The organism is Serratia sp. NA_112.1, from assembly GCF_052691715.1.
The window spans coordinates 124807-146749 of record NZ_JBQZFO010000004.1; the positions used below are offsets into that span (position 1 = coordinate 124807).

At 46.5% G+C, this 21943-nt stretch carries 17 protein-coding genes and 1 pseudogene; 15 read left to right on the forward strand and 3 right to left on the reverse strand.

The annotated features are described in order from the left end of the window. Positions 1-9 precede the first annotated feature (9 nt). Positions 10-978: an AAA family ATPase gene (locus ACUTQ5_RS10715; RefSeq protein WP_445651230.1), complete on the reverse strand. Its 969-nt coding sequence runs from the start codon at positions 976-978 to the stop codon at positions 10-12. A 1250-nt stretch (positions 979-2228) separates the two neighbouring features. Here ACUTQ5_RS10715 and ACUTQ5_RS10720 point away from each other — a divergent pair. From ACUTQ5_RS10720 to ACUTQ5_RS10765, 10 genes and pseudogenes are all read left to right on the forward strand, one after another. Then, entirely contained in the window at positions 2229-3725 is a 1497-nt protein-coding gene (locus tag ACUTQ5_RS10720; RefSeq protein WP_445651231.1) for an alanine/glycine:cation symporter family protein, read from the forward strand. Between the two features lie 271 nt (positions 3726-3996). Next, positions 3997-4232: pseudogene (locus ACUTQ5_RS10725) on the forward strand (CopG family ribbon-helix-helix protein). Positions 4233-4362: 130 nt separating this feature from the next. Further along, on the forward strand, positions 4363-4998 hold the full coding sequence (locus ACUTQ5_RS10730) for a carbonic anhydrase (protein WP_020825036.1): 636 nt from the start codon (positions 4363-4365) through the stop codon (positions 4996-4998). A gap of 300 nt (positions 4999-5298) precedes the next feature. Next, the gene (locus ACUTQ5_RS10735) at positions 5299-5481 is read left to right on the forward strand and encodes a hypothetical protein (protein WP_445651232.1); all 183 of its coding nucleotides are present in this window, start codon (positions 5299-5301) and stop codon (positions 5479-5481) included. A 35-nt stretch (positions 5482-5516) separates the two neighbouring features. Beyond that, complete coding sequence (locus ACUTQ5_RS10740; protein ID WP_445651233.1) at positions 5517-6098, forward strand: RNase A-like domain-containing protein; 582 nt, start codon at positions 5517-5519, stop codon at positions 6096-6098. Between the two features lie 31 nt (positions 6099-6129). Continuing rightward, positions 6130-6423 (forward strand): contact-dependent growth inhibition system immunity protein, encoded by a 294-nt coding sequence (locus ACUTQ5_RS10745; protein WP_445651234.1) that lies wholly within the window; start codon positions 6130-6132, stop codon positions 6421-6423. A gap of 426 nt (positions 6424-6849) precedes the next feature. Then, the gene (locus tag ACUTQ5_RS10750) at positions 6850-7167 is read left to right on the forward strand and encodes a hypothetical protein (RefSeq protein ID WP_445651235.1); all 318 of its coding nucleotides are present in this window, start codon (positions 6850-6852) and stop codon (positions 7165-7167) included. 202 nt (positions 7168-7369) lie between these two features. Next, positions 7370-7750: a putative T6SS immunity periplasmic lipoprotein gene (locus ACUTQ5_RS10755; RefSeq protein WP_445651236.1), complete on the forward strand. Its 381-nt coding sequence runs from the start codon at positions 7370-7372 to the stop codon at positions 7748-7750. Next, positions 7711-8187 carry a putative T6SS immunity periplasmic lipoprotein gene (locus ACUTQ5_RS10760; RefSeq protein ID WP_445651237.1) on the forward strand — a complete coding sequence of 159 codons (477 nt, stop codon included), beginning with the start codon at positions 7711-7713 and terminating at the stop codon, positions 8185-8187. The genes ACUTQ5_RS10755 and ACUTQ5_RS10760 overlap by 40 nt, the downstream gene beginning before the upstream one ends. A gap of 86 nt (positions 8188-8273) precedes the next feature. Next, positions 8274-8522: a helix-turn-helix domain-containing protein gene (locus ACUTQ5_RS10765; RefSeq protein ID WP_261119227.1), complete on the forward strand. Its 249-nt coding sequence runs from the start codon at positions 8274-8276 to the stop codon at positions 8520-8522. 113 nt (positions 8523-8635) lie between these two features. Here the strand turns inward: ACUTQ5_RS10765 and ACUTQ5_RS10770 are convergent, their stop codons facing one another. Next, positions 8636-9850: a hypothetical protein gene (locus tag ACUTQ5_RS10770; RefSeq protein ID WP_445651238.1), complete on the reverse strand. Its 1215-nt coding sequence runs from the start codon at positions 9848-9850 to the stop codon at positions 8636-8638. Positions 9851-10168: 318 nt separating this feature from the next. On the opposite strand from ACUTQ5_RS10770, the gene ACUTQ5_RS10775 reads away from it, so the two are divergent. From ACUTQ5_RS10775 to ACUTQ5_RS10795, 5 genes are all read left to right on the forward strand, one after another. Further along, the gene (locus tag ACUTQ5_RS10775) at positions 10169-12532 is read left to right on the forward strand and encodes a type I restriction-modification system subunit M (protein WP_445651239.1); all 2364 of its coding nucleotides are present in this window, start codon (positions 10169-10171) and stop codon (positions 12530-12532) included. Beyond that, positions 12532-13896, forward strand: a complete 1365-nt coding sequence (locus ACUTQ5_RS10780) for a restriction endonuclease subunit S (protein WP_445651240.1) — start codon at positions 12532-12534, stop codon at positions 13894-13896. The genes ACUTQ5_RS10775 and ACUTQ5_RS10780 overlap by 1 nt, the downstream gene beginning before the upstream one ends. After that, entirely contained in the window at positions 13893-17141 is a 3249-nt protein-coding gene (locus ACUTQ5_RS10785) for a type I restriction endonuclease subunit R (protein WP_445651241.1), read from the forward strand. The genes ACUTQ5_RS10780 and ACUTQ5_RS10785 overlap by 4 nt, the downstream gene beginning before the upstream one ends. 115 nt (positions 17142-17256) lie before the next feature. Next, positions 17257-19332 (forward strand): McrB family protein, encoded by a 2076-nt coding sequence (locus ACUTQ5_RS10790; protein WP_445651468.1) that lies wholly within the window; start codon positions 17257-17259, stop codon positions 19330-19332. Continuing rightward, positions 19325-20623 carry an McrC family protein gene (locus tag ACUTQ5_RS10795; protein WP_445651242.1) on the forward strand — a complete coding sequence of 433 codons (1299 nt, stop codon included), beginning with the start codon at positions 19325-19327 and terminating at the stop codon, positions 20621-20623. Before ACUTQ5_RS10790 ends, ACUTQ5_RS10795 begins: the two co-directional genes overlap by 8 nt. Positions 20624-20668: 45 nt before the next feature. Here the strand turns inward: ACUTQ5_RS10795 and ACUTQ5_RS10800 are convergent, their stop codons facing one another. After that, positions 20669-21787: an HNH endonuclease gene (locus tag ACUTQ5_RS10800; protein WP_445651243.1), complete on the reverse strand. Its 1119-nt coding sequence runs from the start codon at positions 21785-21787 to the stop codon at positions 20669-20671. Positions 21788-21943: the final 156 nt, after the last annotated feature.

Below are 21943 nucleotides of genomic sequence, written 5' to 3' on the forward strand. Positions count from 1 at the left end.
CCATTTACATTAACGCATTTTATCAACACCACTATTTCTGCGATATTCATCATTAATCGCGTCAACTAAATAACGTTCACTTAATGTTTTTTGCTTCCCTATTATCATGGTTTTTATCGCTTGATTAAGTACCCTCTCTAAACTTGAGAAGCTCATATCAGTCAATTTTGTTATGAAATCCTCTGGATTGAAGTCGTAGTGAATATTTTTTAGCCTGCTCTTTAAGAATTTTTTGATCATCCCTTTATCAGGGTTTTTAAACCAAACAACCTCATCGAAACGTCGCCATATTGCAGGATCAATGCTTTTATCAAGATTGGTTGCAGCTATCATAAAGCCTTTGGGGGCTAATCTTTCTATAAATAGCAAAAGGCTATTAACAACTCTCTTTAATTCATTATGCTCATTTCCATCTTCACGTGAGCGCGCAATTGCATCAAATTCATCTAAAAAAAGAACACAAGGCTTATTATTTGCAAACTCAAAAATAGAACGAATGTTGGTGGCGGTCTCTCCCAAATAAGATGATATCAATTTATCTAATTTTACTATAAACATAGGAAGACCAAGGGTAGACGCGAAAACTTCAGCGCTAAGCGTCTTACCACAGCCAGGGGGACCGCAGAAAAGGAGTTTAGTACGTAATGATAGCCCATTTTTGCGTATTGTTTCGGCGTATCTATATTCTTCGATTAACCCTTTAAGGATTCTGACATTTTCGAATGAAAGAACTAATTCTTTATGTGAGTTACTAGGCTCAACTCTTTCGACGAAATCATTTGTACCTTCAAGAACAGGTGAAAATTTTTCCAAGCCTTTCAAAGAGTAGTTCACACCTATAGCTTGGCTATTTTCAAGTGTCCTTCTTAAACTATTAGCTAAAACTTTATTATTCTTTTTTTCTTCTTCACTAATGATTTTTTCAGCTACCGAGCGAAATTCTATGTCGTTGCCGTAGCTAGCCAAAAGTTTTTTCATTAACTCGCCTCTGGCCATTTTCAATCCTTCTAAAAAATATGCTGAATAATTAATTTGTTACACAAGGCTTTTGTAGCCTGAGAAACGTCACCGAGAGTATACCACCAAGTCAAAGTAGTTAACGATAGCTTACCCACACACTTAGATTCCATGTCTATTAAATTCCTGTCATGGTGCGCAATGCTATCCCCAGATCTCCTGTGCGCTTGATGAGTCGTCTTTCATGCAGGTACATGAGAGGCCGTAGCACTGGGGGGAGGTGAGAAGTGCATTTTCTTGCATGTGGTTTTATGCATCTTTAGCATGTTTTTTACGCTGGTAACATGATTCATGCAGTATAATCATTCAGCCTTGCCGCTACCCCCTACTAATGCATCAAAAGAAGCGTACCCAGCGGCCTGTCACCTTGTGATAGTGCCAGCACTTTACTGAGCTAGATCGCAGTAAATACATATCTCAGCGACACGCTGACGCACTAAACGAAAAGTGGCTCAAACCTCTGCGCGCGCAATACTCCCTCGCCTACGCGCTCTGACTTTATCAAGCACATTTCATGCATGATGCAGAGGCCCTGTAAGCCCTTGTGGCGCGGGGTTTCGGCTGTTTTGAGAGGCTGGGGATTCATGCAAAATCATGCACCCTATGCATGCACGCGCAGTTTGAGGCAGGCTAGCCAGAAAAAAGGCTGTTTTCGGGCTTGGGGGAACGGTAAAGCCCCGCAGCAAAATCAGCATTGCAGCGGGGCCAGTTCAATCAGTGAAGTATCTGATTTCGGCTATAACGGCGGTAGCGATTTAATGTCCTTTTTTCCGGCGGCGGTAAATCCAAACTATAGGGCAGGATCGTCTACCGGGGTGGGGTCAGTCCAAACTATAGGGCAGGATCGTCTACCGGGGTGGGGTCAGTCCAACTGCTCCCACCGTCTGATCCCTCAGAGGGGAGCGCTTAATAGCGATATGGGTATTAATTAACCGATTGGTTTGGCAGTGGCTGCCATTTTAAGTTGGTCGTAAGGTTGGATATTCAGATAAATTGTTTAAATATGCGAGGTATTCCACATCGTTACGCTTGCAAACGTCGGGTTTTTGCGACAGGTTACAGATGTGTGAATTAGTTACTTGATGTAACTATACAAATCAGTACAGAATAAATCTCACGCTCGACGGCGCATATAGCATATAGGCAGTAGCCCAGTATCAGGCAGGTGAACGGCCAGTATTACCTGGGCATCAACTAAGGGGTTGGATTGCATGAATGAATTTGTCAATGCCGTCAACGGCGTGATCTGGAGCCCAGCGCTCATCTATCTGTGTTTGGGGACAGGCCTCTACTTTTCTTTGCGTAGCCGCTTTCTGCAACTGCGTCACCTGAAGGGCATGGTGCGTTTGATATTCCAGGGCAAAGCCAACGCCGCCGGGGTTTCTTCATTCCAGGCGCTTTCCATGACTCTGGCGGGGCGAGTGGGGACCGGTAACATCGCCGGGGTTGCTACCGCTATTACCTTCGGTGGGCCGGGAGCGTTGTTCTGGATGTGGATGGTTGCCTTCCTCGGCGCGAGTTCAGCGTTTGTGGAGTCGACATTGGGCCAGGTCTATAAAGAGAAGCTCGATGGGGAATACCGCGGCGGCCCGGCCTTCTATATCGAGAAAGGGCTTGGCATGAAGTGGTATGCCTGGGTTTTTGCCATCGTTACCATTTTTTCCTGCGGCGTGCTGTTGCCGGGCGTGCAGGCCAACTCCATCGGGGCCAGCCTGGATGTCGCGTTTGGGATAAGCCCCAATGTGACGGCCGCGTTGTTGGCAATGCTGTTGGGCTTCATTATTTTCGGCGGTGTTAAGCGGATTGCGAGTTTTGCCGGCACCGTCGTGCCGTTCATGGCGCTGGGTTATATCATTGTGGCTTGCGTGATTGTCGCGCTCAATATCGAGCAACTGCCGGGCGTTATTCTGTTGGTCTGGAAAAGCGCGTTTGGTCTTGATGCTGGGTTTGGCGCTATTCTGGGGCTGGCTATTATGTGGGGGGTTAAGCGCGGAGTGTATTCCAACGAGGCGGCACAGGGGACTGGCCCGCACGCGTCTTCCGCCGCAGCGGTCAGCCACCCGGTGAAACAAGGGCTGGTGCAGGCGTTCTCTGTCTATATCGACACATTGTTCGTCTGCTCCGCCACCGGTTTCATGCTGCTCATTACCGGTTTGTATAACGTTCAAGGGGCCGATGGCGGTGCTCTTTATACAGGGGTAGCCGGCGTTGCCGCCGGTCCTGGGTATGTGCAAACTGCGATGGAGAGCATGATGCCCGGTTTCGGCAGTTACTTTGTCGCTATTGCGCTTTTCTTCTTCGCCTTCACCACCATCATTGCCTACTACTATATTGCCGAGACCAATATCGCGTACCTCAACCGGAAGATACATCGCCCGTGGCTTACCTTTGTGCTGAAAATCGGGTTAATGGCATCCGCCGTTTACGGCACGGTTAAGACGGCTGACCTGGCATGGGGGTTGGGGGATATTGGCGTGGGACTGATGGCCTGGCTCAATATCGTTGCCATTTTGCTGCTGCGGAATAAGGCGTTCATCTGCCTGAAAGATTATGAAAAGCAGTTGGCTGAAGGTGTCGACCCAGTATTTCACCCTGAGAAGCTCGGAATCAAACAGGCGGACTATTGGGTAGATAATCGGGCCGAGGTGAACCTGATGCGTGAGTCAACGGGAAATATTGATGAAAACTCAGGGCTTTCCGGCAGATAGTGCATCATGGCGCGAACAGGTTCCTGATGTTTCCTGATACAGCGTATTCAAACCGGCTTAGGCCGGTTTCAGACTGATGACAAACCTCATTCCAGCCCAGAGCGAGTAGAGGCCGATAAATAAAAATCAGAAAATCAATTTATTGATTTTCGGCTGCTCACCACAAAGCAGGAAAAACCACGCTTTTTCCTGCTTTGTCAGCAACCTAAAACCGGCTTAGGCCGGTTTTTTTACCTACAGTTCATGCCATTCGCCATACGACACGCAGGCACTGTCCCGAAAACGATATCGTGGCGAAACACTATCTTGGGATGCTGTCGTCGAAAATCTGGCTATTGAGTTGGATCGCTCTAAAGCTGGATTATTAAAGAAGCCTTGACCCGCATGCTGGCCGAAAGAGAAGGGCGTCACCAGAGCATCCAGGTCGGTCTTGCTGATGTGGAGGCCGGTCGTGTAGTGAGTCATTCGGACATAGTGGATTTTGCCAATCATTTAAAGAAAAGCTGATAAATGGAAATTTACTGGGCGCTTAAAGCTCAGCATGACCTGGAACGCGCCTTTTTTGCCTACGAGATGCTGGACTAACGGGAAGTGATGCTTATCATGTTATCGAGACTACCGATCCAGAGAGCGTGCTATGCAACATATCATTGAAGGTTTCCTCAGCTTCCAGAAAGAGATTTTCCCTCAGCGTAAGGAACTCTTCCGCAGCCTTGCCTCCAGCCAGAACCCTAAAGCGCTTTTTATTTCGTGTTCTGACAGCCGCCTGGTACCCGAGCTTGTGACTCAGCAAGATCCGGGGCAACTTTTCGTTATCCGTAACGCAGGCAACATCGTTCCTTCCTTTGGCCCGGAACCGGGCGGGGTGTCGGCGACCATCGAATACGCGGTTGTGGCGCTAGGCGTCACGGATATCGTGATTTGCGGCCACTCGAACTGCGGCGCCATGAAGGCGATAGCGTCTTGCCAGTGCCTTGACCCGATGCCGGCTGTGGCCCATTGGCTGCACTATGCGGACGCGGCCAAAGCGGTGGTAGAGAAGAAAACCTGGGATAACGAAATCGACAAAGTTAACGCTATGGTCGAAGAGAACGTAATAGCCCAGCTAAATAATATTAAGACTCACCCGTCGGTTGCCGTGGGCTTGCGCAACAATGGCCTGCGTCTGCACGGCTGGGTGTACGACATCGAAAGTGGCGAGATTCGCACGCTGGATAAAAATACGAAGAATTTCGTGTCACTGGCAGATAACCCTGAAGTTCACTTCGAATAAAGTGATGCCTGGCCTTGGCCATGAAATTGAATCCACGCTTCGGCGTGGATTTTTTTTAGGGTAGATATCTCCGCACTGGATATCAGCAATGAATCCCGGCAGGTTTCGCAGTATACAGATGTGCGGTTCGACAATATTAAGACCCGGCTGCGGACCACCCATGCGAAGAGCATCGACGGAGGAATTCTCGACGAATTGGGTAGTTCCATGGCGCACTTCAAGACGGGATTGATGGCATAACGTACAGAGATAATTTACCATCGCTATACAGGTGCTTTTTCTCAATGGATGAGGTTTCTCATGGATGACGGTTTGGTTGTTGCATTATCGCCAGTCCAACTGGCAGCGGTGATTTCAGATAAATCAGTTACAGAAGGCGAGACACTCAGCAATCGTTTGTGGGGAAGCCTGGAGTTGGTTTTAGGTGCGCTTGAAATGGCAGGTGCGACAGCGCTTGCGCCGCGCCAGAACCAACGGGATTAACAAAGGTAGGCTGTGTTGCCGTTGGCGCCCATAGTATGGATACAGTCAAAACGGCTGCTGATAAAGTGATTACAGGACTGAGCACACGCAGTGCGACACATCGTTCAGCAGAAGCCCTGGCTAAGAAATTTGGCGCTGATGAAGATACTGCATTCAAAATAGGTCTGGCTGTGGATGTCGCTGTACCTCTGGGGTTTGCAACGGCAATGGGGGCCGCCAGAGTAGTTTCAATCCGCTATGGGAGAATTAGCCTTGCTTCACATGAGTCCTTAACTGGCATGAAACCGGGGGGACATACCATTGCAAGACATGTAGGTAAATCTCCAGAAGAATTATTGCAACGTTTAGCCAGCAGTCCTGGTATGCAATCGGCCTCTACGTTCACCGACTTACGGACTGCAGAGAAAGCCATAAGCCAAACATTAAAAACTAATCGGCAGGCTATTAAACAATGGGCTGGTTATCCATCATCAGCAAATGTTCTTGAGTTAACTCACAGTACAGGGAATACAGTCGGTTTTGGTTTTCGTCAAGGGAGTACAGTCAGACTGACGACAAGTGGCGTGCGTGTAGTTTTATTGAAAAAATGTATAACGGTCAACCTTATTATATCCTGACAGCATATCCGATAATTAAATAAGAGTTCATATGAATACAAACTTTATCCATCTTGGCGTTTTGGTTCGTGTATTTTTTGGTCAGGACTATGATTTATTTGGTGAGACAGTAGATGAAATATTCACCGCCTACAAAAATACAGAAAATCCACAAACTGTTCAAAAAACAATTAATGAAGCAAATGATTTGTTAAAATTATTTTCTGATGAGAAAGAGTTAGAGTCAGTTTTTGCTGAGCTTACTGATGGAGAATTTTCCCCCGCTGCCTGGGGGCTTACTCCACAGTCTTTCCTCAAAAAAGTTGTTGATATTTTGAGTGCCTAGAGGAGGTCTTGGCTAACTATTCACAATCTACCAATCATACACTTGCTGTATATTTATGTGTTGGCAGAATAGCACTGAGGCTATCTCGATGGAGAGAAAAGCGGCAACGCCTTACCGCCTGTCTAAATGAGCATAGAGGTGATCTCATTGAATTTTTTAGCACAATCAGTAGATCACAAAACGCTATGCCTGTCTTTTTTCTGGGGCTCCCTCAGACCTAAAGGTGGTTTTTTGTGCGTGCGATCTCATTTTGCCAAATGCCCCTCACTTTTCTTTCAAAATAACTCAGCCTGTTCAACCCGCATGTACGCTGCCATTGCGGGAGCCAATTGAGGGCTTTCTGATAACTCCCTCAGGCTTATCTTATTGACGTAATAGGCTAAAAAAGAGTTTTATCTCTCCTTCTTTTGATCGGGGAGTTCCAGGATGGAACAGAAACAAGAAGGGATAAAACAGGTGTTAACGTCTGGCGAAGTTAATCTGGCACGTTCGGTGTTTGGCAACTCGATTTTCTATAACAGAGTGCGGGTTCACTGTGACAGCTATCTGCCGTTTGGGTTGCAGAATCAGCTTACCGCGATGAGTCCCAATGGAGAGCTATACTTTCGTAAAGCCTTATATAACCGTAATTATGCGAATGAGGATCTTGAAGCGCAGCACCTTTTCATTCATGAGATGGCACATGTTTGGCAGCATCAAAGAGGCATGTGGGTGCGCACCCGGGGCTTCTCAGTTGGGCGGTAAGTTATCAATACCGGCTCGATAAGCCGCAGCTAAGCCACTACAGCATGGAGCAGCAAGCATCGATAATTGCAGACTATTTCGTTCTCAAAAGATTTGGTATGAATGCCTTCTTCGGTTTGCCAAATAGGAATCACATAGGGATAGTGGACAGAAATACATTGTCAAAATTTCAACCAATAATCAGAAGCGCAGGGCTGCCATTATGAGTAAATACTTATTACTTCTTCTGCCTCTTTTTCTCTCAGGCTGCCCCATGGGGGATAGATTCAACTTATACCCAGCGCAAAGCAAGGTTGTAGCCGGTAAAGTCTGCGTTTTTTTTGATGAGAAAGAAATAGTAAGAAAAGAGTCTATTTTAAAGATAGCCATCTGGAAACATGGTAGTGATGACTACGTTTACGAAAAATCATATGCCTACAGCCCTGTGGCTTTGGAAGCCGGGAAGTGTGTCCCAGGCATCGGCGAGTTTAATTTTATCGCCGGCGAAGGGTATACCGTTCTGGTTAGAACACCGCTGAACTCATATCGTTCCAGCTTTATCGTATGGGCAAAGGGCGAAAATATTTTTTTGAAGCCGAATTAGATTTCAACGAGATGCTGATACGAATTATTGCTTTATTGACTTCAGCTTTGTTGCTCTCTGGCTGTATGCATATGAAGGATCCAAGGCCCAAGAACTACACGGCCAACGTCACTACCTTTGATAATCAAGTTTGTGTGCTGGTTCAACCTGAAGGGGATGAGCGGTTATCTGGCGTTATTATCGAGGAGTTCGGCAATGCCAATCATATCTTTGGCAAGAATTTCTCTAATAACAAGATGCCTGCAGTGGCATCGAATAAATGCATTCCTGACTTTAACTACAAATTCGAAGGCGGGAAGTCTTACGGGATTTCGGTGACTTTGCTTTCGCAGGATAAACGACGTAAGGGTATTGAGCCTGCTGCCAAGGTGTTTGGGGCTGGGTTTGGTGTGCGAAATGATAATGGGGTAATTAAAGTGATTCCTACTAATCTGTGATTGAGAATGTTATCCCCTTAAAGGGGTAGGACTTGATTTATCCCTTTAAGGGGATAATACTCATTTCATCCGCTTGGGGGGATAAAATGAAAATTACCTCGGCAAAGATGTTGGCGCATGCGCTACGCAACGAGCGTAAGAAGCGTAACCAAAGCCAAAGTAAAACCGCTGACAGCGTTGGGTTAAAACAGGCCACGGTTTCCGCGTTTGAAAACAACCCGGACGGCACACGGCTGGAGACGTTATTCAAACTGCTTGCTGCGCTGGATTTAGAGCTACAAGTGACTCCGCGCGGCAAGCCGGTCGATCCCAAAACCTGGGATCAGGAGTGGTGAGCATGGAAAAGCTACGTGTGGCGCTAAATGGGGCTGTTGAAGGTCAGCTCTCCTAAAAGTATTAATGGAGAGCTGGGAGAATAGAGTTTATTTCAACGAATGGAGCATTTTTATCATCGAGTTATTTTTGGTTTTTTTAATTTATCGTAATAGATTGGCTCTGAAATTGGTGAGTCCCATATACTGATGTCTTTTTTATTAAATGGGATGCAATCCATAGCAATATTTTTTAAATGGTTTGTTTTTTTATCGTGCTCCTTGGTGTTATCTATTGTCAGCTTTAAGCTTTCCTTTCTGGCATGGATGATTGTAGTCGGGCAGATTAGTTGTGTGTTGCCTAAGGTGAAAATGCTAACGCCAGTGATAAAGAACCTATTAGGTATCTCTTGAAAGTATCTCGTGTTCCACAATTGTCCATTAAACATAGCGTGCGGATGGATATTTTCTTTAATATAAAAATCATGAGCACGCCAGTCGCTGATGCCTGATAGGTTCATTGTCATATTTATAATCATATTTGGTATAGGGCGAAATATCATAGATAAAAAAACTAAAGTTGTAATAATTGATATCAAAATGATAGTTATAGCACGAAATAAATCGCCATTTTTCTTCTCATTGATGTAAATCGCACCGGGTAAAATGCTTAATGTGGAGAATGCTATGGCGACAGCAGTCAGTAAACTTATCTGGGCGAAATCGCTACTACCTTCCGTGAACTCCAACTGATTTAAGAAAAACGAAAGTGGGAGCATTTGCACAACTGCAGGAGTAAGAAGCAGTAATGGCAATAGTGTTTTTGTGGAGGTTTTCTCTAAATTTCCTTTGGCCTCATTGTTATTCTGAAGGTAATGTTTCATTGGGTCTAAAATATTCTTTTTAGTGATGTAAAAACTAAATAATACGGATGCTATCAGAAAGGCTATAGTGGTTAAGTGTCCGTTCAACTTAAAGTAATAATAAGAAAAAAAACACAGGGACAATAAAAAACATAATCCAAGGCTGTTCAGTAGACCAGTAATGGAAAAGCCATGGGTTATTTTATTGTGTTTTACTAAGTCCTTTTCATAGTGGGAGAATATAAGTACCATCATAAATGACGATGAAAATATTAACATACTAAAACCTAAGAGTGATAGTATGGCGAACCCAAATATGAAAGCTATAGCCGAGCTGGCACTAGTTGCGTCATAGAATATATCTAATCTGTCTAAGTTAGATAGATATAGCCATATTACTGCAAGAGTTAACCCTGTCATAAATGCCGATGATGAAATTATGGATAGGATGAATTTCTTGCTTGGGATTTTAAAGTGGCTGTTTTTCACTATATGACTTCCTTATCTGCTTTTGTCCAATAAATGTACAGCTCCTGTTATGCTACAAATCAATTTTAATATCAAATGCTCTATGTTTTTTACATTTATTGATTATTAATTTGCTAATTATATAGGTAATACCGAAATGGAATTATTTCTTATTCGATATGAAGTTATGTTTAGAAGCGTGCATTAGAGCGAGTTTGCCTGCTTCTTTAGCCAGTGCCGGTTGACAGGTAAAAACCACTACGCACTGATGTCACAGCAAGCTGTATTGATTCATGTATAATCTACCCATCTTTTTGCGCCCCTATTCAGGTTGTTGATATGGCTAACACAAACTTCTCTCAAACTGCTGCTTTCATTTGGTCGGTAGCCGACTTGCTTCGCGGTGATTTTAAGCAATCCCAGTACGGGCGGGTGATTTTGCCTTTTACGCTGCTGCGCCGTCTGGAGTGCGTGTTAGCGCCGAGTAAAGATGCCGTTGTGGCACAAGCGGAAAAGTTGAAGACCAGCCCGTTGCCGGAAGAAGGCAGGGATAAGTTTCTGTTACGTGCGACCAATGGCCTTTCGTTCTTTAATACCTCGCCGATGGATCTTGGCAAGATGGGGCAGAACGATATCAAAGCTAACCTGGAGAACTACGTTCAGTGTTTTTCCAAGGACGCGCGGGAAATCTTTGAGCACTTCAAATTTAGTGAATTTGTCAGCCTGTTGGATGATGCCAACCTGTTGTACAAGGTGGTTAAAAAATTCGCCACTACCGAGCTGAGCCCAAAAGCCATTTCTAACCATGATATGGGCCTGGTGTTTGAAGAGCTGATTCGCCGTTTTGCGGAAAGTTCGAATGAAACTGCCGGGGAGCACTTTACCCCGCGCGATATCGTGCGTTTAACCACTTCGCTGGTGTTTATGGAAGATAATGACGCCTTGTCGAAAGACGGCATCATCCGCACCATTTACGACCCAACAGCCGGTACCGGCGGTTTCCTTTCCTCTGGCATGGAATACGTGCACGAGTTGAACCCGAACGCAGTAATGCGTGCCTTCGGCCAAGAGCTAAACCCAGAGTCTTACGCCATCTGTAAAGCCGATATGCTGATCAAAGGGCAGGATGTCAGCCGTATCAAATTGGGGAATACGCTTTCCAACGACCAATTACCGCAGGACCAGTTCGACTACATGCTGTCTAACCCACCCTTTGGCGTGGATTGGAAAAAGATTGAAGGTGAGATTAACGACGAGCATCAGCAGAAAGGCTTTAACGGGCGCTTTGGCCCAGGCTTGCCGCGTGTCTCTGATGGTTCGCTGCTATTCCTGATGCACCTGATCAGCAAAATGCGTGATAGCCGTAACGCCGATGGCTCTGTGAGCAATGGCGGGCGAATCGGTATTATCCTCAACGGTTCCCCGTTATTTACCGGCGGGGCGGGCAGCGGTGAGAGTGAGATTCGCCGTTATATTCTGGAAGCCGATTTGCTGGAAGGCATTGTCGCGCTGCCAACAGATATGTTCTACAACACCGGCATTGCGACCTATGTGTGGATCCTGTCGAATAAGAAGGCGGCCGAGCGTAAAGGCAAAGTCCAACTGATTGATGGCACCCACCTGTGCGGCAAGATGCGTAAGTCATTAGGTTCTAAACGTAACCTGATGGGCGAGGACGATATCACGCTTATCACCCGCACCTTTGGTGACTTTGAAGTGGTGGATGCGACTGCTCTTGAAGATTTAGGCCTGGAAAAAGCGCCGGAGCAGAAATCTAACCGTGGCCGCCAATCGGCAACGGCGAAAACCGAAGCGCCAAAAACCTTCGCCAGCAAAATCTTTAACAGCACGGATTTTGGCTACCGCCGCCTGACCATAGAACGCCCGCTGCGTTTGTCTGCACAGGTCACTGATGAGGCCATTGCCACACTGCGCTTTGCTCCGAAGCCGTTTAATGCCCCCATGGAACGTCTGTATGAAGAGTTCTTCGCACAGTGGCAAAACGATAATTACGGGGACTTTAGCGAGCTGGAAGTTGAAGCCCGCGCCATTATCAAAGCGGAATTTGCTGAGCTGAAAGAGAAGCAAATTAAAGACCTGCTGGACAGCAAACTGTGGCTGGCACAGCGTGCCTTAATGGATAAAGCACAGCAAATCCAAACGGCGTTGGGGGCTAAAGCGGGCGGTAAATCACAGGTTAGCGATGACTTTAATGAGTTCCAACTCGCACTAAAAGGCGCAATTAAAGCGGCAGGCGTGAAGCTGGATACCAAAGAGAACAAACAGTTTATCGACGCTATCACCACCAAAAATCCCGCTGCTGAACCGGTAGTGAAAAAGGTGCTGAAAGAAGCCGCCCAGCCGTTGTACGGCGCGTTTGAATACCAAGGCAAAGTGGTGGAGTTTGAACAGGACGGCGAACTGCGCGATAACGAAAACGTGCCATTAAATCCGGTTGTTTCCACCAGCGATTTGATCGAGAACTACTTTAAAGCCGAAGTGCTGCCGCACGTAGCCGATGCCTGGATTAATGCCGATAAGCGCGACACTAAAGATAACGAAGTGGGTATTGTCGGCTATGAGATTCCATTTAACCGCCATTTCTATGAATATCTGCCACCGCGTCCATTAGAAGAGATTGATGCGGATCTGGACGCCGTCAGCGTCGAGATTATGAAGTTGCTGCAGGAGGTACATTCCTGATGACTAAATATCAAGCTTATCCGGAGTATAAGGATTCTGGGGTTGATTGGTTGGGGGGAATTCCTGACCATTGGAGAATACGGAGAATAAAAGAGGCTGCTTATGTGATTAGTGGATTTCCATTTAATTCATCGCAGTTTCACCCTACCGAGGGGGTCCCGCTTGTTCGTATTAGAGATATCAATACTAAACGAACTGAGGTTTTTTTTAATGGATATGTTCCGAATGAAGCGAAAATTAACACTGGAGATATTCTTATTGGAATGGATGGCGATTTCAATGTTTCCTGGTGGAGTAATGGTGAGGCTGCTTTAAATCAACGGGTGGCTTGTATTAGGGCTGACTCAAATGCAATGGCGAAGTTTTTTTTCTATTTGATGCCATTCAATATGAAAATTATAAATGAGTTGACCTATTTTACAACTGTTAAACATTTATCAAATGTTGACATATTGAAAACTATCTTTGCACTCCCGAGTAAAGATGAGATTAGTTTAATTGTTCGTTTCCTCGATCATGAAACCGCAAAAATCGATAGCCTGATCGAGAAGCAGCAACAACTGATTGAACTGCTAAAAGAAAAACGTCAGGCGGTGATTAGCCATGCGGTTACTAAAGGGCTAAACCCTGATGCGCCAATGAAAGATTCTGGCGTTGAGTGGTTGGGGGAAGTACCGAAGCATTGGCTAAAGCAAAAGTTAGTTAATGTTGGTGATGGATCGAGAGGATGTTTTGTAAATGGGCCATTTGGTAGTGATTTGTTAGCTAATGAACTGCAAGATGATGGGGTGCCAGTCGTATACATAAGAGACATTAAACCAACAGGTTATTCTCGAAAAAGTACTGTATATGTTACGCCAAAGAAGGCAAAACAACTTGAAGTTTGCAAACTGGAACCTAGTGACGTGATAGTTTCTAAAGTTGGCGATCCTCCTGGAGATGCATGTGTTTACCCTTTCGGAGAACCGAGTGCGATAGTTACTCAGGATGTAATTAGAATAAGAGTAAATACAAGTCGATTCAGCTCAATGTTTATTGCCTATCTTTTGAACTCTGATTTTGGACGCATGGTCGTTAACGATATAAGTGTTGAAGGCACAAGAAAAAGAGTTTCACTGGGAGACTTTAAAGCTACTAAATTTGTTTTCCCTCCCTTACAAGAAGCTTTAGATATTGTGGATTATCTAAATGGTGAGTGCGAAAAAATAGACTCAACTATTGCAAAAGCAAATCGCGCAATAGCTTTGATGCAAGAACGCCGCACAGCCCTTATCTCCGCGGCCGTCACCGGCAAAATCGATGTCCGTAACTGGGTCGCACCAGAAGCCGAAAAAGCAGAGGTATCACAGGAGGCTACCGCATGAGTATGGACACCACCAAAGAGGCAATCTTCCAAAATGAGATGATTGCTCAAATGGTTGCCAAGGGATGGATTGTCGGCAAACCTGACGGTTACGATCGCGAACGTGCTTTGTACTCGCAGGATGCGATTACCTTTGTGCAAAACACCCAGCCGCTGGATTGGGAGAAATTTGCCAAAATTTACCCGACCGATACCGAGCGCCATTTCCTCGATGCGTTGGTGGCCCAACTAAAAAAAGCGGATAACAACGCCACCGATATGCTTTCGCGCACTTACGGCACGCTGGGCGTATTGCGCCACGGAATCAAAAGCCATAATGCGCGTTTTTCCCTGTGCCAGTTTAAGCCCGAACATAATCTCAACCCGGAAACGCTGGCGCGCTATCAGCAGAACATCTGCCGCATTGTGCCGGAACTGGTTTATAGCCCCTATGCCACCAAAGCGGCATTTGATGAAACAGGGGCAAAAGCCAAGAATTGGCGAATCGATCTGGTGCTGTTTGTTAATGGCTTGCCGATAGCCACGCTGGAGCTGAAATCTGAGTTCAAGCAGGCGGTACAAAACGCGATTAAACAATATAAGAAAACGCGTTTGCCAAAAGATCCGGTTACCAACAAGCCGGAGCCGCTGCTCACCTTCAAGCGTGGTGCGCTGGTGCACTTTGCCGTCAGCCAGTATGAAGTGTTTATGGCGACCAAACTGGCGGGTGATGACACCTTCTTCCTGCCGTTTAACAAAGGTTCCCAAGCCGGCGGTGCGGGGAACGATATCCCTGAAGACCCCAATCGCTATGCCACCGACTACCTGTGGAATGAAGTTCTGCTGCCAGACAACCTGCTGAAAATTCTCGCCAGTTTTGTGCATCTGCAAATCGAAGAAAAAGAAGAGTGGAACGGGCTAAAAGGCAAGAAAGAGAGTCTGATTTTCCCGCGTTATCACCAGTGGGACGTGGTGAATAAACTGATTAGCGCGGCCACGGTGGAAGGAACGGGGCATAAATACCTTATCCAACACAGCGCCGGTTCCGGGAAATCGAACTCTATCGCCTGGACGGCACATCAGCTTTCCACGCTGTATGACGAGAAAGGCGAGAAGCAGTTCCATTCAGTGATTGTGGTCACGGACCGCACAGTACTGGACGATCAGCTTCAAGACACCATTTACCAGTTTGAACACGCGGACGGCGTGGTCGGGCGCATCAATAATAAAGAAGGCGATGGTTCGAAGTCGGAGAAACTCGCCAACGCGCTGGAAAACTCACAGCCGATTATTATCGTTACCATCCAGACCTTCCCGTTCGTGCTGAAAGCCATAGAAAACAGCGTCAGCCTCAAGCAGCGTAAATATGCGGTGATCGCCGATGAGGCGCACTCATCGCAAAGCGGCTCCACGGCGCGTCAGTTGAAAGAAGTGCTGATGACGGAAGAGGCGGATGATGATGTCGAGTTGTCGTCGGAAGATATTCTTGATGCTACCGTCGCCTCGCGCAAAGGTAGCAGCAATCTTAACTACTATGCATTTACCGCCACGCCAAAAGCCAAAACCCTCGAGTTGTTTGGCCGTCGTCCTAACCCTCTTGAACCGGCATCGAAAACCAATAAGCCAGAAGCTTTCCATGTTTACTCTATGCGTCAGGCAATTGAAGAAGGTTTTATTCTGGACGTGCTGAAGAATTACACCAACTACAAAGTGGCATACAAGCTGCTGCAAAAGTTGGACGATCCCGATCGAGAAGTCGACAGCAAAAAAGCCAAAATCAAACTGAACCAGTGGGTGACGCTGCACGACCATAACGTTGCTCAAAAAGTAAAAGTGATCGTTGAGCACTTCCGCAAGCATGTGATGCATTTGCTGGGTGGGCAGGCCAAAGCGATGGTGGTGACCAGTTCACGTAAAGCGGCGGTGCGCTATAAGCTGGCGTTTGATAAATACATTGCCGAGAATCACTACGCGAAGATTAATGCGATGGTGGCGTTTTCTGGCGAAGTGGAGTTTGTTGAAAATGACCACAATAGCCTTGCGCTGCTGAATCAAAAGTTTACCGAAATGAATATGAACCCAGGGCTGAAAGGCCGGGACATGCGTAAAGCTTTTGATAGCGAAGACTATCAGGTGATGCTGGTGGCAAATAAATTCCAGACCGGCTTTGACCAACCAAAATTATGCGCCATGTATGTGGATAAAGCGCTTGGCGGTGTGGAGTGTGTACAAACGCTGTCGCGTCTCAACCGTACTTATCCAGGCAAAGCGCAGTCGGGCACTTTTGTGCTGGATTTCTATAACGAGCCAGATGAGATCCTTGCCGCTTTCCAACCTTACTACCAAACGGCAGAACTGGCGGATGTCAGCGATCCCCAACTAGTCTTTGAATTATTTGAGAAACTGCGTACCAGCGGCATATTCCTGTGGAACGAAGTCGAACAGTTCTGCGAGGCTTTCTTTACCAAAAACAAATCCAATGCGGCGATCAGTAATATCTGCAAGCCGGCCGTTGAACGTTGGAAGAAGCGCTATACCTCGGCTATCGATGCCTACGTGCTGGCAAAAGAGATCTTTGAACGCACGAAAAAAACCAACGATGTGGTGTTGATCACCAATGCTGAAAACAGCTTCAAAGACTGCAAACAAGAAAAAGACAAGCTGGATATCTTCAAAAAAGATCTCGGCAGTTTTGTCCGTTTCTACGAGTTTATGTCGCAAATCGTTGAGTACGATGACAAGGATCTGGAAAAACTGAGTCTGTTTTCCCGACATCTACGTCCGCTGTTGCACGAACAGCGTATAGAAGAAGATGAGATTGATTTAAGCAATGTGGATATGAGCCATTACCGTCTCTCGAAAATCCACGAACAGCATCTCAAGCTTCAGGAAGATGCCGAAGACTATAAAATCGAGCCGGGTAATGACATCGGCACAGCCAAGCCGAAGGATAAGAAAGAAGAGTTCCTGTCGAACATTCTGGCGCGCCTTAACGACCTGTTTATGACTGATAATCTCAGTGATAAAGACATGATCAACTACGCGTTTACCGTACGCGACAAGCTATCGGAAAACCAAGCGGTGATGACGCAGATAGCCAACAACACCCGCGAACAGGCCATGCTGGGGGATTTCCCAAAAGCCATTGATGATGCGGTCATGGACAGTAATGAAGCTCAGCACGAAATGATGGTGCAGTATCTGTCCAACCCAGAGCTCGCCAAGGGATTTGCCCGCGTGGTGTTTGATATGCTGAAAGGCGCTTAAGATTGATTAGGCAGTGGCTAGCAGCCTTGATGTTAACGTCTTGGCTGCCGTAGTTTTGTAGTAATAGTACCGGTTTTCTTTCAAATAAAAATGTCACCGTACAGGAACTATCGTGATGGATATCGTTGCCGATGTTGAAGCAGGTAAGCTGACTCTCAGTGAATTGATTAACTCTCTGGCCGTATACAAAGATTATTCTCATTCAGAGTGGAATAGCCGTTATCGTGAATTTACGGCATTGCTGCAACAAACCCAGACATTTTCAGAGCCGGAGACGGATGATCTGGTTAAACGGCTTTGGTATGAGCGTGATAACGGAATTGCCAGTATCCGCCAGGGTGTTCCGTCGTTGGCCGAGTTCCAGCAAAGTCTCCCATTACTCAGAAAACTGACCGAGCGTATTCATCGTCAACCCGACGAACAAACTTACCAATATGTAGAAGCTGCCTTGCAGCAAGCCAAGGAGACTGGGCAGCTCAAGCGGATGTATTGGAGTTTGAGAAATCGCGTCTTTGCTGCCTTTACTCCGGCAACCTGTACCAGCACGGTAGACGAGAATGCGTTTACCAAAACCGCGATGTTTTTGAATGAGCAATTCTCGCTTGGCCTGACGCTTGCTGGCGATTGGCTGCAGAAAAACCATGAATTGAAGGGCGCGATTAACAGGCAACTGCCAGATGCGGACCCTTACTATGTGAACATGGCGATCTGGCATCTCTATGAGCTGCTGCGTGAGCGTGACAGCGAGCAAAAACAAGAGAAAATGGTTAGCAGCGCAGTCACGGTGAGCAATGAAGTGGTGAGCGTGACGATACCGCAGCATTCACCCGTCAATATGATCTACTTTGGCCCTCCGGGAACCGGGAAGACCTTCATCTTGCAGCAAAAAATGAAGGAGTACACCACGCAGGCCGCTCCCGCCGATTATGATGCCTGGCTAGATTCTCGCCTTGAATCACTTAACTGGATGCAGGTGACAGCGCTAATCTTATTGGATCTGAAGAAACGCGCCAAAGTTCGCCAATTGACTGAGCACCAGTGGTTCCAACGGAAAGCCTTATTGAATGGTCGCAGCAGTAATTTATCGCAAACGGCTTGGGCCACGCTGCAATCTTTTACCGTGCCGGAATCCACCACGGTTGAATATAAAAACCGCCGTGAGCCTACGATTTTCAATAAAACGGCCGAGAGTGAGTGGTTCTTGGTTAAGTCGCAGCTAGAGCAAGTGGAAGATCTTGTTTCACTCTATGATGAGTTAAAACAAGGGCCGCAAACAGCGGAGGCCATTCAGCGGTTTGCCGTGGCCACCTTCCATCAGTCTTATGGCTATGAAGAGTTCATTGAAGGGATGCGCGCGCGCGCCGACGAGGGCGGAAATATCTCTTATCCTATTGAGCCCGGTATTTTCATGCGGTTATGCCAACGTGCTAAAGCCGATCCGGCGCATCGCTATGCCATTTTTATTGATGAGATCAATCGTGGCAATATCTCCAAGATTTTCGGTGAGCTGATTTCGCTGATTGAGATCGACAAGCGCGCCGGTATGAGCAATGCGATGAGCCTGCAGTTGTCTTACAGCGGCCAGACATTCAGTGTGCCTGGCAACGTCGATATCGTTGGGGCAATGAATACCGCAGACCGTTCGTTGGCGTTGATGGACACGGCATTGCGCCGTCGCTTTGACTTTGTCGAGATGATGCCGGACCTTTCATTGCTCAGTGGGGCCACAGTAAAAGGTATTGAGCTTGAATCGTTATTAGAGAAACTGAATAGCCGAATCGAGGCGCTTTACGATCGTGAGCATACGTTAGGGCATGCGTTCTTTATGCCGGTAAAAAAAGCCTGCGATGCGAAGGATGAAGAGAAGGCATTTAAACAGCTGAAGGCGGCATTCCAGAAAAAGATCATTCCTTTATTGCAGGAATATTTCTTCGACGATTGGAACAAAATACGGTTGGTGTTGGCGGATAATCAGAAGCAAGACGATAACCTACAGTTTGTCATTGAGAAAACCGACGATCTAGACATGCTGTTTGGTGCTGAACACGCTTTACGGCGTCACGATCAGCAATCAACAACCTACCAATTACAAGCTTTTGATGAAGAAGTCTGGAATATGCCCCAGGCTTACCGTGCAATTTATCAACCCGAAGAAGCTGCCCCTGTTACACAGGCTGCGCAAAATGGGTGAGGTGATCTCTGTTTTTGAGTATGACCTGTTAGGTGTTGAAAAAGAAACGCCGGCGGGTGCTGTTCCTCTTCCTCGTGAGGTATTCCATTATTTAGAATCGCTTAGCCTGACCAGCGAGAAGGGGAGCCAACTGCTCAAACTCACCTCACGCTCTGGGTGCCGGTTGCTTCAAGTACAGAATTACGCAGGGATATTTTATACCCCCTATGGCCTGCAGCTTGAAGTTTTGCCCAAGATAGGCAAAAACCTTTCGCGTGGGCACGCACGTGAAACTTTGCTGATTATGCTGAGCCATCTGTCTGGTTTTCGGCATATCCAAACTCAGCAGGCTTCAGTTCATGCGCAACGAATGCCTTTGCTAGAGATTTTTATTAACCAGTTTTTGCATAGCGTTAGCCAACTGCTTAAGCAGGGCCTGCGCTCAGACTATGTGAATGAACAGGGTAATTTACCCTTCATGAAAGGCAAGCTGATGCTGTCCGCTCAGTTGCGGCATAACATTGTGGATCGTCATAAATTCTGTGTCGATTACGATGACTATTTGCCCGACTGTGCTGCCAATAGGCTCTTACACTCAGCACTTCATAAGCTAGGCAGCCTTAGTCTGTCATCAGAGAATCAGCGCTGGCTACAGGAAATGCGCTTTGCTTTTGATGGGGTTCCGTTTAGCCGAGATATTGATGGGGATATATCGAGCCTGCGCCTGGATCGCAGTATGGGTCATTATCATGAACCGCTTGCATGGGCGCAATTGATATTGCACGGAATGAGCCCGAGTGCTTTGCAAGGGGATGCTAAAGCCTTATCGCTGTTGTTCCCTATGGAGGCAGTGTTTGAGTCTTTTGTCGCGCAGACTCTTGCTGATGAGTTGCCACACGGCTTCAAATTGAAGCCGCAGGCTGCGAGCTATTCGTTGGTTAAACATGGTGAGAGGGACTGCTTTAAGCTGCGCCCAGATTTGTTGATTCAGTCACGCCATCCGGTAAAAACCACGATGGTGTTGGATACCAAATGGAAGTTGGTGAATAGAAATTCTCAGGAGAAACCCCTTTACGGAATAGCGCAATCCGATTTCTATCAAATGTTTGCATACGGCCAAAAGTATCTTGATGGCGACGGTGACATGTATTTGATCTACCCGGCACACGATGACTTCAATCATCCGATACCGCAGCATTTTGCTTTCTCAGATACATTGCGGTTATGGGTGGTACCTTATCGGATCACAGCAAAGCGTGGTCAGAGGATGATGTGGGGGAAAGATGATCCTTTTCTAGACCCGTCTCTTTAAACACCACCCCCGAACACTTCTACTCAAATAGTTTTTGAATAATGGCTATTTAAAGCTCGCCTCTTTCAGCTCTAATTTCACCATCAAAGTCTGGTTCAGCGCTTTCCCATCAACCCCACTGTGTATCCTGCGGTGGCATGTAGGGCAGATAGCACCCACCCACTGAGGGTGATCGGGGCCTTCATCGGCTAAGCGTTTTGTGTGGTGAGGCTCCAGGTAGGGTTCGCCATTCTTTTTCTGGAACGGGGCTGGTTGCTCGCATGATTCACAGATGCCGCTAGCGCGTTGCAGCACGTATTTTTTTACGTCCTCGCTGCGCTTGAACCAGGAATTCTTGCTGTCACTCTCTTTGCGCTGGCCTGTCATCATGGATGATTTTATCGCCTTGGCACGCAGCTGTTCGAGCGTTTCTTTCTTTTGTACTACTTCTGATGCAGTGGTGTCATTGTCAACGTCTTGAGCAGAAGATACCCGGAATAAGTTAAAAACGATCCCTTGCCTCATGTTTTTAGCGGTATCTAGACAATGGGTGTAATTCCATGAATCGCACTCAAACAATCCAACAAATTTTACGCCAGTACGTTTTTTATTATATTCAAATAAAAGTATATCCCTACCATTATCTTTATGGTCTCGGACGTGTTTATTACCGTTGGTAAACGCCATATCACCGTTTTGACCTTCTCCCGTGTAGGAGAAGTGGTCGTCGGTAGACCATCCATCTTTGTACCCATGAGTTTCGCCAATCTCACCAGTAAAAATGAAGATCACGGGGAATTCTTTTGGTGTGGATATTCCACCCTGCTCTTGTCCACCGTAGAGGTCGTGGATCGCCTTGCGTTTGTAAACTTCCCCTTTAACTAAATGCTCAAGAGGATGTGGCGTTTCTACGATCTCGAAACCGAGGTTTTTAAGCGCTTGGATAGCGCTCTTAGCACCACTGTTAGAATTTATTTTTTCGAATGGTATTCCGAACTGCTCAATATAAGCTGCCGCGACGATACCTTTGATATCGTACTTTGCGTTATTATAAAGAAGCTCACATTTTTTAATTCGTTTGACTTTGTATTTTTCTAGGAAGGCATCACGGCCTAGTAATTTATATTCTTCGATGGCTTTTAAAACAGCATCTTTCGAAGATAACGTCTCTATCTTAGTAGGCAAAACCATCCCCTCATTGCAGAATAGATTCTGATCAATGCGTTTGCGTACTGCCAGCGGCCATGCGTCGTCACCCAGCAGTTAACTCATCGATTTATCGAATGCGTTAACTATGCCAGGTCACGGGGGAAATGCCTACCTTCGTGAATGTGTTTATCG

Coding starts and splice junctions, on each gene's coding strand:
- ACUTQ5_RS10715 (WP_445651230.1), bottom strand. CDS start 978: ATGAAAAAACTTTTGGCTAGCTACGGCAACGACATAGAATTTCGCTCG.
- ACUTQ5_RS10720 (WP_445651231.1), top strand. CDS start 2,229: ATGAATGAATTTGTCAATGCCGTCAACGGCGTGATCTGGAGCCCAGCG.
- ACUTQ5_RS10730 (WP_020825036.1), top strand. CDS start 4,363: ATGCAACATATCATTGAAGGTTTCCTCAGCTTCCAGAAAGAGATTTTC.
- ACUTQ5_RS10735 (WP_445651232.1), top strand. CDS start 5,299: ATGGATGACGGTTTGGTTGTTGCATTATCGCCAGTCCAACTGGCAGCG.
- ACUTQ5_RS10740 (WP_445651233.1), top strand. CDS start 5,517: ATGGATACAGTCAAAACGGCTGCTGATAAAGTGATTACAGGACTGAGC.
- ACUTQ5_RS10745 (WP_445651234.1), top strand. CDS start 6,130: ATGAATACAAACTTTATCCATCTTGGCGTTTTGGTTCGTGTATTTTTT.
- ACUTQ5_RS10750 (WP_445651235.1), top strand. CDS start 6,850: ATGGAACAGAAACAAGAAGGGATAAAACAGGTGTTAACGTCTGGCGAA.
- ACUTQ5_RS10755 (WP_445651236.1), top strand. CDS start 7,370: ATGAGTAAATACTTATTACTTCTTCTGCCTCTTTTTCTCTCAGGCTGC.
- ACUTQ5_RS10760 (WP_445651237.1), top strand. CDS start 7,711: ATGGGCAAAGGGCGAAAATATTTTTTTGAAGCCGAATTAGATTTCAAC.
- ACUTQ5_RS10765 (WP_261119227.1), top strand. CDS start 8,274: ATGAAAATTACCTCGGCAAAGATGTTGGCGCATGCGCTACGCAACGAG.
- ACUTQ5_RS10775 (WP_445651239.1), top strand. CDS start 10,169: ATGGCTAACACAAACTTCTCTCAAACTGCTGCTTTCATTTGGTCGGTA.
- ACUTQ5_RS10780 (WP_445651240.1), top strand. CDS start 12,532: ATGACTAAATATCAAGCTTATCCGGAGTATAAGGATTCTGGGGTTGAT.
- ACUTQ5_RS10785 (WP_445651241.1), top strand. CDS start 13,893: ATGAGTATGGACACCACCAAAGAGGCAATCTTCCAAAATGAGATGATT.
- ACUTQ5_RS10790 (WP_445651468.1), top strand. CDS start 17,257: ATGGATATCGTTGCCGATGTTGAAGCAGGTAAGCTGACTCTCAGTGAA.
- ACUTQ5_RS10795 (WP_445651242.1), top strand. CDS start 19,325: ATGGGTGAGGTGATCTCTGTTTTTGAGTATGACCTGTTAGGTGTTGAA.